The following is a 14,478-nucleotide window of genomic DNA, read 5'->3' on the forward strand; positions in this document are numbered from 1 at the left end:
CGACAATCAGGGCGTTTATCCCGACGCAGTAATATCCTTTTACCGATCACGATGCAGGCACTGCACGCCCGGTACCCGTTCCTCGAGGCCGCCCGCGAGACCGTTGCCACGGAGGCGGTCGACCTCGCCACCGTCGTCGAACGGGACCGGGCGGTCGTCGAGCGCGCCACCCAACGCGTGATTACCGCGCTCGAGGACGGGGAGGTCGGCGACGCCCATCGGGACACCCGCACCGAGTTGCTCTCCTACCCGGTCGCGCGCGTCCTGGTTTCGATGGTCGACGAGCGCGTCCTCGTCCGGAAGTACGCCCGCGCGGAGGCCGCGACGGCCTACGAGCGGTTCACCGAGGACATGGCCGACACGACCGAACTGAAAAGCGTCGAGTCGACCGGCCTCGACCTCGAGGAGTTGCTCGACGAGTTCGACCTCGCGGCGGCGGTCCGCGAGACCGGTGCGGACGGACGCGGCAAGTACCGAATCGACGTCGGGACCTACCTCCCGCTGGCCGAGGACCTCTGGGACGACGAGTGGCGGCTTGTTAACCGGTCGTTGGCGGACGGGGAAGTCCCCCTCTCGGAGGAGGAACTGCTGACGCTCGTCCGCGAGGCGATCCGGAACCGCATCGACGAGGGGCTCCCCTTCGACGTGCCCGACGCGATCGCGACCGAACTCGAGGCCGAGGCCGACGAGATCAGGCGGGTGCTCGCCGATCTCGATCTCACACGCGAGATCGATACCGTCGTCCCCGAACTGTTCCCGCCGTGCATGAAGGCGCTGCTGGACGACGTCCAGAAGGGCGAACACCTGCCCCACCACTCCCGCTTTGCCATCACCTCGTTCCTGACGAGCATCGGCATGACGACCGACGAGATCGTTGATCTCTACCGGGTGAACTCCTCGTTCGGCGAGGAGATGACGCGCTACCAGACCGAACACATCCGCGGGGAAACGTCGCCGACGGAGTACTCGCCGCCCTCCTGTGCGACGATGCAGTCCTACGGGGACTGCGTGAACAAGGACGACCTCTGTGAGCGCATCCCCCACCCGATGGCCTACTACGAGGAGCGAATCGACGACGCCGACGACGAGGAACTCGAGGACTGGCGGGGAGGGGACGACGACTCGGAGGCCGAAGCCAGCAGCGAAGCGGCAAGCGCCGAGTAGTGGCCGAACCACGGCTGCGGCGACGCCACCTTACTCGAGGGGCCGTTCGGCCGTGCTCTCCTCACGGCGACGCGTGACGTTCCGTCGCGTCGGCTCTCGGTCGCTTTGGCGGTCGGCGGATCCGGGAGCGGACGCCGATTCGGACTCGAGGACGGATCCGGAGTCGGAGTCGGAGCCACGGGCCCGCCCGGGTTCGTGGTCGGCTCCGGACTCGTACCCTGAATCGAAGTCGGAGTCAGAGTCGGACTCGGATCCGGATCCGGACCCACGAAGCGACTCCCGTATCACGAGTCCGACCGCGAGCGCCACGAGAACGGCGAGTGTCCCGGCGGCCCCCGCCGGACTGAGCATCACTGACGGCCGCAAGACCAGCGACGACCCGAGTACCGCCAACGCAATGCCGCCGACGAGCGGCCATAGCAACGGTGACGACAGGGAGAGCGGGAGCGAGACCGAGCGCTGTGACCGACCGTGACCGTCGGCTGTCGCCCCGTCATCGGACTCGTCCACAAAACATGTCACTCACACTATGTGAAAAAGCTGCCGGCTGTGTAGGCTTCGGCGGCCGATCAGACCGCGCTCTGGGCGTCCGCGTCGTCGAGACCGTCGTCGGGGTCGTTCAGGATGTACGCCAGGCCGATCCCGACCGCGGTCAGCAGAACGATGAAGCCGATGATCGCGCCGACGAGCAGTTCCGCGCCGTCCTGGGAGAGCACACCGCCGTCACCGCCGTAGGTGTAGCCGATACCAATCATGGCCCCCAGCATCAACAGGACCGAAGAGACGGCGAGGACGATTTCGATAATTCGCTCACGCTCGAGCATTATAGGACCGATTTCTTCGGCCGGATCAAAAGCGCTTCGAAGGCCTCGAGCGTCGGAGGACTGAACGTCGATCGACGTTACGGCAAAGGAACGGGAAAGAGCCGTTCAGACGGTCATTTCCCGCTCGAGCTCGCGCAGTTGCTCGACGCGGCGTTCGGTCGGCGGGTGGGTGCTGAACAGGCGGCCGACGACGCCGGACTTGATCGGGATGATGAAGAAGGCGTTCATCTCGGCCTCCTCTCGCAGGTCGTCTTTGGGCACCTTGTCCATCTCGCCCGAGATCTTCAGCAGGGCCGAAGCCAGCGCCGTCGGGTTGCCGGTGATCGCGGCGGCACCCCGGTCGGCGGCGTACTCGCGGTACCGAGAGAGCGCCCGGATCAGCAGGTAGCTGATGATCCAGACGATAAGCGAGACGAGGATGGCGACGACGACGCCACCACCGCCCTGGCGGCCGCGGCCGTGGCCGCCGCCGAAGAACGCCCCCCAGCGGACGATCATGAACGCGATCGTCGAGAGGAACGAGGCGATGGTCATCACCATCATGTCCCGGTTCTTGACGTGGGCGAGTTCGTGCGCGAGGACGCCGTCGACCTCCTCCTGATCGAGCGACCGCAGGAGGCCGGTCGTCACCGCGACGGCCGCGTTCTTCTGGTTTCGGCCGGTCGCGAAGGCGTTGGGAACGTCCGAGTCGATCACCGCGACCTTCGGTTTGGGGAGGTCGGCCTGCTGGGAGAGCCGCTCGATCGAGGCGTGAAGCTGTGGGTACTCGTCGGCCGATACCTTCCGCGCGCCCATGCTCCGGAGCGTGAGCGTGTCGCTGAAGTAGTACTGGACCAGGGACATCCCGCCGAACAGCATCCCGAAGACGAGCAGGTTCGCGCCGCCCACGAGGTAGGCGGTGAGCACGCCCGCGAAGACGATATACAGCGCGAACAACAGGAACATCGTCAGGAACATTCGGAACCGAAGCCCCCAGTCCGCCTGCCAGTTCATACTCGAAAGTAGGGCTCGAGGCGAATAAGTGTCACCGACCGTACCTGGCCGTCGTCCCCGGGTGTCCCGGCTGTCCAAGGCTGACCGAGAGCCGACGGGGAGTCGAGAACCCCTTCGTTTCGCATGGAACCCCCTCGTTTCGTGTGGAGTTTTCACATTCTGAGGACGGCGGGATAGCGGCCGGCATCGGCGCTCGAGGCCACGGCAACGCCGCGGGGGAGAGCGCGCCGCTTAACTTTCGCAGTCCCCAAGCGGGAACAATGAGTCAGTCGCGCGCGTTCTGTCCCCGGTGTGGGGATCCGGTACCCGAACGACCGACCGAGGAGGGGGACGGAGCCGCCGACCCCCTCCGGCCGGGCGCGGAGGTCGAACTCTGCGATTCGTGTTACTTCGACGAGTTCGACTTCGTCGACGCGCCCGATCGCATCGAGGTCCGGGTCTGCTCCCAGTGTGGCGCGGTCCATCGGGGCAACCGGTGGGTCGACGTCGACGCCAGGGACTACACCGACATCGCGATCGAGGAGGTCAGCGAGGCCCTGGCCGTCCACGTCGACGTCTCCGACGTCGCCTGGCAGGTCGAACCCGAGCAGGTCGACGAGAACACGATCCGGATGCACGCCTACTTCACGGGGGTCGTCCGGGGAACGCCGGTAGAGGAGACGGTCACGGTGCCGGTCAAAATCTCCCGCGAAACCTGTGACCGCTGTGGCCGGATCGCCGGCGACTACTACGCCAGCATCGTCCAGATCCGCGCAGAGGGCCGCACGCCGACGGGCGAGGAGACCGACCGCGCCGAGGAGATCGCCCACGAGATCGTCGCCGACATGGAGGCGACGGGCGACCGCAACGCCTTCGTCACCGAGATCGGCGAGACCGACGACGGGCTGAACATCAAGGTCTCGACCAACAAGATCGGCAAGAAGATCGCCAACAAGACCGTCGAGGAGTTCGGCGGCACCGTCAACGACGCCGAGACCCTCGTAACCGAGGACGAGGACGGCAACGAGGTCTACCGGGTCACCTTCGCCGTCCGCCTGCCGCCGTACACGCCCGGCGACGTCATCGACCTCGAGGACGACGACGAGGGGCCAGTGCTGGTCCGCAGCGCCCACGGCAATCTCAAGGGCGTCCGGGTGACCACCGGCGAACGGTACGAGGCCAGCCACGAGGACGGCGCGTCCCCCGACGCGCGCAAACTGGGCGAACACGACGACGCCGAGCGGACGACCGTCGTCACGGTCGAGGACGAGAACGCCGTGCAGGTGCTCGATCCCGAGACCTACCAGGCGACGACCGTCGCCCGCCCGGACTACTTCGATCCCGACGCGGAGACGGTCCCCGTGCTGAAGAGTCGCGCTGGGGTGCACGTCCTCCCGGATCCCGACCCGGACGCCGACGAGGGGAACGACGAGGGCTACTACGACCCGTACGAACACGACCCCAATACCGATGTGTAACGGTGACGAGCCGACCGACCCCGGGACCGAACGACCCGGGGCCGCTATCGAGGACGAGGCCATCGCTCGAGCGGACGCGCCGCTCGCCGCCGTCGTCGAGAAACCCCGTGCGGAGACCGCGATCGAGTCACTGCGCGCAGAGGGGGTCTACGACGACTCCCGGCGCGTGCGCGAGGCCCGGGAGCGACGCGACGCGAGGCCAGTAGACGGTACGACCGAGTCGATAGCGGCGGCCGAGGACCGGGACAGGGTCGCCCTACCAATCACCGAACCGCCGACCGAAACCCGGGTGCTCGAGGTCGTCCGCCAACTCGAGCCCGAGTTCAGGACCCGGGATCTCGCGGACCTGCTGGCGGAACGGGGCTGGGGCGACGACGATCTCGAGCGTGCCCCGGGGTCGTGGGCGGTCGTCGGGTCGGTCGTCCTGGTGTCGATCCCCGAGAACTGTCCCGACGAGACCGAAGTCGCCGAGGCGCTGCTCGAGTTACACGGCGAGGCCGACAGCGTGCTCGCGGACGAGGGAATCGAAAACGACGGTGCGGCCGGCACCTACCGCGAGCCCCGGACCCGGCTGCTCGCGGGCGAGTCGGACACGGAGACGATTCACACCGAGCACGGTACCCGATACGGACTCGACCCCGCGACGGTGATGTTCTCGCCGGGCAACCAGGCCGAGCGGGCGCGCATGGGCGAGATCTGTACCGAGGGCGAACGGGTGTTCGACATGTTCGCCGGCATCGGCTACTTCACCCTGCCGATGGCCAGAAGCGGCGCGCAGGTGACCGCGACCGAGATCAACCCGACCGCGTTCCGCTACCTGCTCGAGAACGCCGTGCTCAACGACGTCTCGGATCGCGTCGACGCCTACATGACCGACTGTCGCGACCTCGCGAGCGAGGTGGAGGCCGACCGGGTCGTGATGGGCTACTACGGGAGCGACGACGGCGGGGAGACGAGAGCCGACGAGGCCCACGAGTTCCTCGACCACGCCCTCGAGGCGCTCGTCTCCGGCGGCGTCGTCCACTACCACGAGGCGACCCCCGAGTCGCGGCTCTGGGAGCGGCCGGAGGGGCGACTCGAGGCGGCCGCCGAGACGGCCGGTCGGTCGCTCGAGGTCCTCGAGCGCCAACGGGTGAAAAGCCACAGCGCAGGCGTCGAACACGTCGTGCTGGACGTGCAGGTGTACTGACGATCCCGAAGGCCGCAGTTCCGACTCAGTCGGGGTACTGAATCAGTTCCGGCGTAACCGCGACCAGGGCGAGGGTTGCGCCGGTACATCGGGACAGCGATCCGTACCCCGCACCGACATCGAAAATCGTGAGCGATTTCTGACCGAATCGTCGACAGTGATCTCGAGCGGACAGTACCTCTAATTGTTAAATCTTGTGGCCGATTTCCAATGCGAATAACGCTCATAGTAACTAATCAAACTCACCGTGGGATCAAGTCACAGGCGCGAAATTTGAACGAGTTCGCGCCATGAAAAGACATGAGCGACACACCACGGTTACAATCGAAATCGACTATATCACGTAGCATAGCGGTCGTATTCGCGCTCCTGATGGTGACATCGGCACCCGCGATGGCGTTTGCGGGAGCCTCCGGGGGAACCCAGACGGAAGCCGCGATCAACGACGAACGGACGAACGTCTCGCCGGCGGTAGACGAGACGGTGCTGGACCGGGACGAACCGTTCGAGATGGTTCTCCGATTCGAATCCGCGGACGTCTCCGACTCGATGACGGAGGCCGAAGCGGTTAGCGCGTTGCAGGCCCACGCCGAGCGGACCCAGTCGGACGCGCTCTCCTGGATCGAACGCACCGACGGGGTCGAGTACCGGAACGACTTCTGGCTCGCGAACGCGGTCCTCGTCGAGGTCGAACCGTCGACGGTCGGCCCGAAGCGAATCGCCGAAGCGACCGGTGCGGAGAGCGTCCACGCTAATTTCGAGGTCAGCACGCTCGATGGCGAGAACGCGTCCGAAAGCGACGCGGAGGCCGACGATACGGCCGACAGGGACGCCGAGGCGGACACGGCCGGATCGATCAACGCCGCCGAAAACGTCACCTACGGCCTCGAGATGATCAACGCGCCCGACGTCTGGGAGGAATACGACACCAAGGGCGAGGGTGCAGGCGTCGCCGTCCTCGACACGGGGCTCGACGCCGACCACCCCGACCACGAGATCGCACCGGAGAACTGGCAGCAGTTCGACGGCTCGGGGGAGCCGATCGAGACCGAGCCGAACGACGGCAACGGCCACGGAACCCACGTGAGCGGAACCGTCGTCGGCCCCGAGGACCCGGCGGGTGACGTCCCCGCGTACGGCGTCGCCCCGGAGGCGGAGCTCTACCACGGGAAAGTCCTCGAGGACGACGGCAGCGGGACGTTCGCACAGATCGTCGCGGGCATGGAGTGGGCCGTCGACGACACCGACGCCGACGTCGTGACGATGAGTCTCGGCGTCGACGGCTACGAGAGCGAAATGGTCGAACCCTCCGAGAACGCACGCGATGCCGGCGTCGTACTCGTCGCCTCGGCCGGAAACTCCGGACAGGGCGTAAGCGGCGCGCCCGGGAACGTGTACCCGAACTTCGCGAGCGGCGCGGTCGACGAGAACGGCGAAGTCGCTGGCTTCTCGAGCGGCGAACTGATCGAAACCGACGGGGCGTATCCGGACGCGCCCGAGTACTGGCCCGACGAGTACGTCGTGCCGAACGCGGCCGCGCCGGGCGTCGATGTCTTGAGTTCGGTCCCCGGCGGCGGGTACGACGGGACCTTCTCGGGAACGTCGATGTCCGCCCCGCACAAGGCAGGTACGTTCGCGCTGCTGGTGTCGGCCTCCGACGGCGAGGCCGACCGGGAACTGCTGTACGAGGCAGTCGAGACCACCGCCTGGCAGCCCGACGGCGTCGAGGAGGAGCCAAACACCGAGTACGGACACGGTATCATCGACGCCGCGGCCGCGGCCGACCTGGTCGCGCTCGATAGCGGCGTCGAGGGGACCGTCACCGACGCCGACGGGACCCCCATCGGGGGAGCCGTCGTCGAACTCGACGATAGAAGCACCGAAACGGACGAAAGCGGCGCGTACAGCCACGTCGCTGCGCCAGGAGAGTACACGGTGACCGCGGACGCGTTCGGCTACGAGAGCGTGAGCGCGGACGTGACCGTCGAGGAGAACGAAACGACCGAACAGGACTTCGAGTTAGGCGACGCGCTCGACGTCGAACTGGCGAGCGGCCAGCCCGACGGCGTCGAGGGCGGTCAGACCATCGAAGCGACCGTCACCGCTGCGAACGCGGAGTCGATCACCGTCGACCTCGCGGGCGACTACGACGAGGCGGACGCGACCCTGTTCGTCGACGGCGAGGAAGCCACCTTCGGCGAGGAAGTCGACCTCGGCGGTCCCGTCTCGGGCGACCTGACCGTCGCCGTCGAGACGACCGAGGACACAGAAGGAGAGCTCTCGCTCGAGCACACGATCGCCGGTCTGAACGACGAGATTACGGTGACGACCGGCCCGACGACGGTGTTCGAGGACTTCGTCCCAGTCGCCGTCGTCGACGACGCCGGTGCACACGGCAGCGATGTCGCGGACGTGCTCGATGCGACGCTCTCGCCGATGTACAACCCCGAAGTGACCACGTCCGAGGAGGCCATGGACGGATACGACGTCGTCGTCGTCCAGAACATCGACCCCGCCGCTGCGGAAGCGTTCGCCGAGGCGACCGGCGACCGCGACACCGGCGTCGTCTACCTCGACCAGTGGGGAGTAGACAGCAACGGCATCCCCGAACACTCCGAGGCGACCGGTGAACCGGACGCGACCTACCAGGACGATCTCGCCGCGCCGCCGATCGGCTACGAACTGACCGCGGATCACGAGATCTTCGAGGGCATCGGTGAAGCGGGTGAGACGGTCGAACTGCACGACGCCCTCTTCGGCGACCACACCTGGTTCGAAGGAACGGAGTACGACGTACTCGCCGAGACGACCACCGGCGACGGCGTGACGGCCGGCAGCGGCTTCGCCGTCGACGACCGGAGCGCGACGGTGTTCGCCTCGAGCCTCGGCTACACGACGTTCGTCGGCAGCGACGACTACACCGACGAGGCCGACGCGATCCTCGCGAACGCCGTCGAGTACGTCGTCCCGGAACCCGCACCGAACTTCCAACTCGAGGTGCTCGGGACGAACGAGCCGATCATCGAGGGCGAGAACCTGACCGTCGACGTCGCCGTCGAGAACGACGGCGTCGAGCCCGGAACACAGACCGTCACGCTCGGGAACTTCGACGGCGACGTCGTCGACGACGCGACGGTCGACCTGGAGGACGGCGAGTCGACCGTCGTCTCGCTGACCTGGGAGACCGACGAGACCGACGTCGGTACCGGAAACGTGACCGTCGCGAGCGAGGACGACGCGATCGACTACGAACTGACGGTCCACGAGGAGCCAGACGGGCTGCTCACCTTCGGCGACGGCGACCACGTCGGGACCGTCGAAGGGACGGTCGACGTCGAGATCGCCACGACGGCCGACGCCGTCGCCGGCTACGAAACCCAGGTCCGCTTCGACCCGGACGTGCTGCAAGTCGAGCGCGTCGAGGGCGGCGACCTGGGCGAGCCGATGACGGGAATCGACAACGAAAACGGGACGCTCTCGCTCGCACAGGCGCAGGGCCAGGACGCCAACGCGTCCACGCTCGCCGTCGTCGAATTCGCGATCGTCGACGACGCGCCCGAGGGCGGCACCGAACTGGTGTTCGACGAGGAGAACACCTACCTCAACGCCGAGGACGGCGACCTCGATATCCTGCCGGTCGACGGCACCGTCGAGACCGCCTGGCTCGGTGACGTCAACGCCGATGGCGAACTCAACACCTACGACGCGACGCTCACCCAGCAGTTCATCGCCGGCGAAGAGCCGACCGACACGTTCCACGCGGAACTCGCGGACATGAACGGGAACGGACAGGTCGACGCCGGCGACGTCACGATGATGCTCGAAGAGATCGTCGCCAGCCACGGCGCTGACGCGCTCGAGGCCTGACGAACCGAGACACGATAGCGGAGTCGGCAGCGAATCGAAATCGCCCCGCGGCGATTTCTTCGTCCTCGAGTCGATGGCGACGATGACGGGACGGTGATACGAGCGTCCCTGCACGCGACGAAGACGATATTTCGAACGTTACGACAATGAGAGAGACACAGAGACAGAATCCGAATCGATTTGGAACCCGGACTCGATCGCTCGTCCTCGCCCTCGTCGTCCTCCTCGCGGTGGCGACGGCTGCCGCGGGCGCACAGGCGGCAGTCGCGTCCACAACGGCGACCGGCGACGGAACGATCTCGCTCGAGACGGTGACGGAGGGCGACGGGACACTCACCGTCGCGATCACCTCCGAGGAGGCGGACGTCGCCGGCTTCGAGGCGAACGTGACCTACCCGGCGGACGACGCCACGGTGGAAGACGTCGAGTTCGGCGACCTGGACGGGATGAACAACGAGAATACCGATCCGGAGAGCGGTTACGTGGCGGTCACGGAGTCGACCGTCGGCGAGAACAGCGTCGACGAACCGACGCTTGCGACCGTCACCTTCGCGACCGACGGCAGCGCGGACGACCTCGATGTCGACCTCGTCGAGGCGGACTCGTCGGTGACGGACGGTGATGGACAGCCGATCACCGGCGGTGACGCGGGCGACGGGAACGACGGGAACGACGGGAACGACGGAAGTGACGGCGGTTCGTCACCGGGCAGTGGCGATAGCGGTGACAACGGCGACGGAGGGGGTACCGGAACCGACGGGGACGACGATAGCGACGAAAAGAGCACCGACGGAACGGAAAGCACCGGCGGGAGCGACGACCCGGACGACGGAGAAAGCAACGACGGATCGGAGACGACCGACGACGGGTCCGACGGTGATGAAGATGAATCGGCCTCGAGCGACGACTCGGCCAGTGACGACTCCACCAGCGACGACGAAGAGGACGAACGAGAGACCGACGATGCTGATGATGACGGTGACGGTGACCGTGACAGCACTGGGGACGAAGCCAGTGACAGCGACGACATCCCCGGATTCACACCCGTTGGAACGGTCGTCGCAGTACTGATCGGCCTGCTCGGTATCGGTCTGTCGACCCGACGTCGATCCGACTGAGACGGTTTACTGTAAGTCAGTTCCGGCGCAACCGCGACCCGGCGGCGGTTGCGCCGGTAGATCGGTACAGCAAGCCGTATGAGACGGACTGCCCGCCATCGCCGGTGGGACCGGGCCGGAGAGCGTGCTCCGGTTCCACCAGTGTACCGGTACGGCAGGCCGTCCGAGACGCCTGTCGGCCGCCGAGCGACCGACACGGGCGATCCGGTCGGTCGTGACATTCATGGCGTTCCCGAGAGTACCGGGCGGTATGGACAGGAGTCAACTCTTCGCGGTGCTGTTTGCGGTTCTCATGGTGACCTCGATGATCGCGTGGGGAGCACTCGCAGCACTGTAGTCGAGGACGCTCGCCGATCGAACCGGGCCGAACGAGGCTTTTCTAGCGCTCCGTATCCCAGACGTCGGCCAGGGGACTCGATTTCGAACGCGACCCCGAACGCGACCTCGAGTGCGAACGGGAGGCCGATCCAGATTCCGATCCCGATTCCGATTCCGATCCCGAGTTCGAGGACGCAGTCGTCGAGTCGTCCCGACGCGACGGACTCCCGGGAGACGACCGGCCGCCACTCCCCCGCCCGCGAGACACCCCGCTCGAGTCGCCGACCGCGGCCCGGGGTTCGAATTCGGGCAGGTCCGGCCGGTCCATCCGATCGACCTGGGCCGCGAACCAGTCGGGCATGTCGGTCCTGGCACGTTCGAACAGATCCACCAGGCTCGAGTCCGCCAGATAGGTCGCCCCGTAGTCGTCGGGCGCGCGGACGACCCGACCACAGGCCTGGATGACCGTCCGCAGGGCGGTCCGGTAGTACCAGGCCCACTGGCTCTCCTCGAGGCGGTGGGCGACCCGCGAGTCGCTCGTGTTGAGGAAGGGGGCCTTGCACAGTACCTGAAACCGACAGAGGTCGCCTTTCAGGTCCAGCGCCTCCTCCATCTTCACGGAGATGAAGACGTCGGGGTCGTCGGTTGCCTTCCAGGCCTCGAGATCGGCGTCCCTGTCGTCCCGGTCGTGGGTCCGGATCCGGTCGCCGACGCCGAAGTCCCGCAGGAGGTCGGCGAGTCGCTCCTGGATGTCGTAGGAGTGGGCGTGGACGATCCCCTTCTCGTCGGGGTGTTCCTGCATGATCCGGACGATTGTGCGGGCGATCTTCGGCGTCGTTTCCGACCGGTGCTCGTAGGTCATCTTCCCCTGCGTGACGTCGTACAGCGGCCGGTTCTCGACGGGGAAGGTGTGGCCGACATCGACGAGGGCGACGTTTTCGGGGTCGAGACCGACCTGACGGCAGAACGCCGCCTTGTTCAGGATGGTCGCCGACAGGAGCGCGAACTTGTTGCCCCGGTCCCAGACGGTGTGCTGGAGGTACTTTTCGGGGCTCATGGGTTTGATCGTGAGGGGCCCGCCATCCTCGTCGTCCCCGCCTCCGTCCCCGTCCCCGCCCCCGTCTTCATCGCCATCGCCTACACTCGAGCCTCCGGACGGTTCGGACTGATCGACCAGCCACGTCGTCGGGCTCTCCGGGTCGCGGTAGTCCGAGACGAACCAGTCGAGTTCGCCGATGAGTTCCTGCAGCCGATCGCGCTCGCGGACCTCCGCGGGGGAGAGCGTCTCCTGGGCCAGCAGGTCGTCCTTCCGCCGGGTACACTTCTCGGCGAGGTTCTCGCAGTAGCGGACCGCCCGCTCGAGGTCGCCGTCGATAGCGGGGACCCGGAGGTCGTCCCAGAAGGGGACCGTCCGCGGGCCGAGCTGGATCGTCGCGTACATCTCGGCCCACTCGGCGAGCCCGTGGGCCTCGTCGACGACCACGACGTCCCGTTTGCGGAAGACCTCGCTGCCGGCGGTCTGCATGAAGTAGGCGAGCGTCATCGCCGCAATCGACCGGTTCGAGGCGATCGCCCGGTCGGAGAAGTACGGACAGCGGTGTTTCACCGAACAGTCGTACCCACGCTCGCGGACGCAGGGGGCCTGGTTCACGGGCGTGTTCCGCTCGTCGGGCAGGATGCAGGTGTAGTTCGACTTCCCCCGGATCACGTTCAGGTCCGCGAGCAGGTCGTCGGCGGCGACGTCGTCCAGTTGCGAGACCTGCGGGGTGGTGTAGTACGCCCCCGTGGCGTCGCTGGGGTCGGCCTCGCCGACCGGACGGGCACAGCCGGCGACCGACCGCGCGAGCAGGGACTTGCCGCTGCCGGTCGGGGCGCGGACGAGAACGACGTCGTTGCCGGCCGCGAAGGCGTCGCGGATGTCGCGGAGGGCCTGCTTCTGGTTCCCGCGGTAGCTGGGCGCGGGAAACTCGTCGAAGATCCGGTCGGGATTCACCGTTCGACTCACGGACCGGACGTTCCCTAAAGGCTACGGACCGTCGCGCTGGCTGTAACTGACGCTCGAGCACGGAGCGTGGACTCGAGGACGGCGCGGTCGCCGTCGCCGACCCGGGCGAGCAGCGGGCGGAGGGAACGCATTTGTATCGGCTACACGACGTGACGAACGAGCGATGGATCACCGACGTACCGACCCGGAGACGCGCCGCCTCGAGATGCAGGGACGATGAGTTCCGCGAGTGAGACCGAGAAGACCGGTCCAACCGCCCCCTCGGACCGCATCGTCGGCCTCGACGCGCTCCGGGGGTTCGCGCTGCTTGGCATCCTCCTGATCAACGTCTGGGTCTTCTCGATGCCCGAGACGACGCTGTCGAACCCGACGATCTACGGCGACTTCACCGGCGGCAACTACTGGGCCTGGTTCGTCGGGCACGTCTTCGCCCAACAGAAGTTCATCACGATATTCACGATCCTGTTCGGCGGCGGGGTCGTCCTCTTTACCCGCAACGTCGAGCGCCGCGACGGGCCGGTGTTCGAACTGTACGTCAGACGCTCCGGGTGGCTCGTCGCCTTCGGGCTCGCACACGCCTACCTGCTGTGGTACGGCGACATCCTCGTCGCCTACGGCGTCTGCGCGTTCGTCGTGGTCCTGTTTCGCGATCACGACCCGCGGACGCTCGCGATCGCCGGCGTCGCGTTGCTCTCGGTCCCGTCGCTCATCGAGGTGATCGCGGCAGTCACTGCGGAGCCGGCGACAGTCGCGAGTTCGTGGCAACCGGCGGAATCCGCCCTGCGTGCCGAGGTCGAGACCTACCGGAGCGGGTGGCTGACTCAGATGGAACACCGCGTGCCGGCCGCGTTGCGACGGCAGACGACCGGGCTCCTCGGCTACACCGGCTGGCGGGTGAGCGGGTCGATGCTGCTCGGAATGGCGCTTTTCAAGTGGGGCGTGCTGACGAACGAACGCTCCGCGCAGTTCTACCGTCGGCTGGTCGCGATCGGCGGCGCGATCGGGCTCGCCGCCGTCCTCGCCGGGGTCCGGTACATCCAGGCCAACGACTGGAGCGTCGAGGCGGCGCTGTTCTGGCGGCAGTTCAACTACTGGGGGAGCGTCCCGCTCGCGCTCGCGTACGTCGGGATCGTCATGCTGTACTGCAAGCGACGGCCCGACGGCGTCGTCACGCGATCGCTCGCGGCGGTCGGCCGGACGGCCTTCAGCAACTACATCCTGCAGACGGTACTCGCCACGTCGATTTTCTACGGCCACGGGCTCGGGCTGTTCGGCCGGATGAGCCGGCTCGAGCTGTACGGAATCGTCGTCGTCATCTGGGCAGTGCAAGTACCGCTGTCGGTACTCTGGCTCCGGTACTTCCGGTACGGCCCGCTGGAGTGGATCTGGCGAGTGCTTACGTACGAGTCGATGCAGCCGCTGCGGGCGGCCGGTGCCGACGAGGCCGACGAGTGACGCTGCGGCCCGGATCCGTGGCAACGTATCGCAATCCGGGGCGGAATCGACGAACGAACGAGAGTCGGCCGACGAAAACAACCGGGTA

10 protein-coding genes are annotated in these 14,478 nt (G+C 66.9%); 6 read left to right on the forward strand and 4 right to left on the reverse strand.

Annotated features, from left to right (window positions below):
* Nucleotides 1-51: 51 nt before the first annotated feature.
* Nucleotides 52-1,164 (forward strand): DNA primase regulatory subunit PriL, encoded by a 1,113-nt coding sequence (priL, locus tag CHINAEXTREME_RS03785; RefSeq protein ID WP_007141137.1) that lies wholly within the window; start codon nt 52-54, stop codon nt 1,162-1,164.
* A gap of 30 nt (nt 1,165-1,194) precedes the next feature.
* Here the strand turns inward: priL and CHINAEXTREME_RS03790 are convergent, their stop codons facing one another.
* The 3 genes from CHINAEXTREME_RS03790 to htpX all read right to left on the reverse strand — a co-directional run bounded on the left by CHINAEXTREME_RS03790 (nt 1,195) and on the right by htpX (nt 2,981).
* The gene (locus CHINAEXTREME_RS03790; protein WP_238593340.1) at nt 1,195-1,674 is read right to left on the reverse strand and encodes a hypothetical protein; all 480 of its coding nucleotides are present in this window, start codon (nt 1,672-1,674) and stop codon (nt 1,195-1,197) included.
* A 59-nt stretch (nt 1,675-1,733) separates the two neighbouring features.
* Entirely contained in the window at nt 1,734-1,988 is a 255-nt protein-coding gene (locus tag CHINAEXTREME_RS03795) for a DUF7472 family protein (RefSeq protein WP_007141139.1), read from the reverse strand.
* Nucleotides 1,989-2,093: 105 nt separating this feature from the next.
* Complete coding sequence (htpX, locus tag CHINAEXTREME_RS03800; protein WP_007141140.1) at nt 2,094-2,981, reverse strand: zinc metalloprotease HtpX; 888 nt, start codon at nt 2,979-2,981, stop codon at nt 2,094-2,096.
* 260 nt (nt 2,982-3,241) lie between these two features.
* Between htpX and CHINAEXTREME_RS03805 the strand changes: the two genes are divergently transcribed.
* The 4 genes from CHINAEXTREME_RS03805 to CHINAEXTREME_RS03820 all read left to right on the forward strand — a co-directional run bounded on the left by CHINAEXTREME_RS03805 (nt 3,242) and on the right by CHINAEXTREME_RS03820 (nt 10,612).
* On the forward strand, nt 3,242-4,438 hold the full coding sequence (locus tag CHINAEXTREME_RS03805) for a 60S ribosomal export protein NMD3 (RefSeq protein ID WP_007141141.1): 1,197 nt from the start codon (nt 3,242-3,244) through the stop codon (nt 4,436-4,438).
* A complete protein-coding gene (locus CHINAEXTREME_RS03810; RefSeq protein WP_007141142.1) occupies nt 4,431-5,627 on the forward strand; it encodes a class I SAM-dependent methyltransferase in 1,197 nt (398 codons plus the stop codon). The genes CHINAEXTREME_RS03805 and CHINAEXTREME_RS03810 overlap by 8 nt, the downstream gene beginning before the upstream one ends.
* A 393-nt stretch (nt 5,628-6,020) precedes the next feature.
* Complete coding sequence (locus CHINAEXTREME_RS03815; protein ID WP_007141143.1) at nt 6,021-9,494, forward strand: S8 family serine peptidase; 3,474 nt, start codon at nt 6,021-6,023, stop codon at nt 9,492-9,494.
* Nucleotides 9,495-9,640: 146 nt separating this feature from the next.
* Nucleotides 9,641-10,612 (forward strand): hypothetical protein, encoded by a 972-nt coding sequence (locus CHINAEXTREME_RS03820; protein WP_007141144.1) that lies wholly within the window; start codon nt 9,641-9,643, stop codon nt 10,610-10,612.
* A 379-nt stretch (nt 10,613-10,991) separates the two neighbouring features.
* On the opposite strand, the gene CHINAEXTREME_RS03825 is transcribed toward CHINAEXTREME_RS03820, so the two are convergent.
* Nucleotides 10,992-12,923 (reverse strand): ATP-dependent DNA helicase, encoded by a 1,932-nt coding sequence (locus tag CHINAEXTREME_RS03825; protein ID WP_007141145.1) that lies wholly within the window; start codon nt 12,921-12,923, stop codon nt 10,992-10,994.
* Between the two features lie 228 nt (nt 12,924-13,151).
* On the opposite strand from CHINAEXTREME_RS03825, the gene CHINAEXTREME_RS03830 reads away from it, so the two are divergent.
* Nucleotides 13,152-14,390: a DUF418 domain-containing protein gene (locus tag CHINAEXTREME_RS03830; protein WP_007141146.1), complete on the forward strand. Its 1,239-nt coding sequence runs from the start codon at nt 13,152-13,154 to the stop codon at nt 14,388-14,390.
* Nucleotides 14,391-14,478 lie beyond the last annotated feature (88 nt).

The sequence above is a fragment of the Halobiforma lacisalsi AJ5 genome (genome assembly GCF_000226975.2).
Classification (GTDB): domain Archaea; phylum Halobacteriota; class Halobacteria; order Halobacteriales; family Natrialbaceae; genus Natronobacterium; species Natronobacterium lacisalsi.

What these genes read in the sequence shown, in the direction of transcription:
- CHINAEXTREME_RS03805 (WP_007141141.1), top strand. Translation starts at nt 3,242, where the DNA reads ATGAGTCAGTCGCGCGCGTTCTGTCCCCGGTGTGGGGATCCGGTACCC.
- CHINAEXTREME_RS03810 (WP_007141142.1), top strand. Translation starts at nt 4,431, where the DNA reads ATGTGTAACGGTGACGAGCCGACCGACCCCGGGACCGAACGACCCGGG.
- CHINAEXTREME_RS03830 (WP_007141146.1), top strand. Translation starts at nt 13,152, where the DNA reads ATGAGTTCCGCGAGTGAGACCGAGAAGACCGGTCCAACCGCCCCCTCG.
- htpX (WP_007141140.1), bottom strand. Translation starts at nt 2,981, where the DNA reads ATGAACTGGCAGGCGGACTGGGGGCTTCGGTTCCGAATGTTCCTGACG.
- priL (WP_007141137.1), top strand. Translation starts at nt 52, where the DNA reads ATGCAGGCACTGCACGCCCGGTACCCGTTCCTCGAGGCCGCCCGCGAG.
- CHINAEXTREME_RS03815 (WP_007141143.1), top strand. Translation starts at nt 6,021, where the DNA reads ATGGCGTTTGCGGGAGCCTCCGGGGGAACCCAGACGGAAGCCGCGATC.
- CHINAEXTREME_RS03795 (WP_007141139.1), bottom strand. Translation starts at nt 1,988, where the DNA reads ATGCTCGAGCGTGAGCGAATTATCGAAATCGTCCTCGCCGTCTCTTCG.
- CHINAEXTREME_RS03820 (WP_007141144.1), top strand. Translation starts at nt 9,641, where the DNA reads ATGAGAGAGACACAGAGACAGAATCCGAATCGATTTGGAACCCGGACT.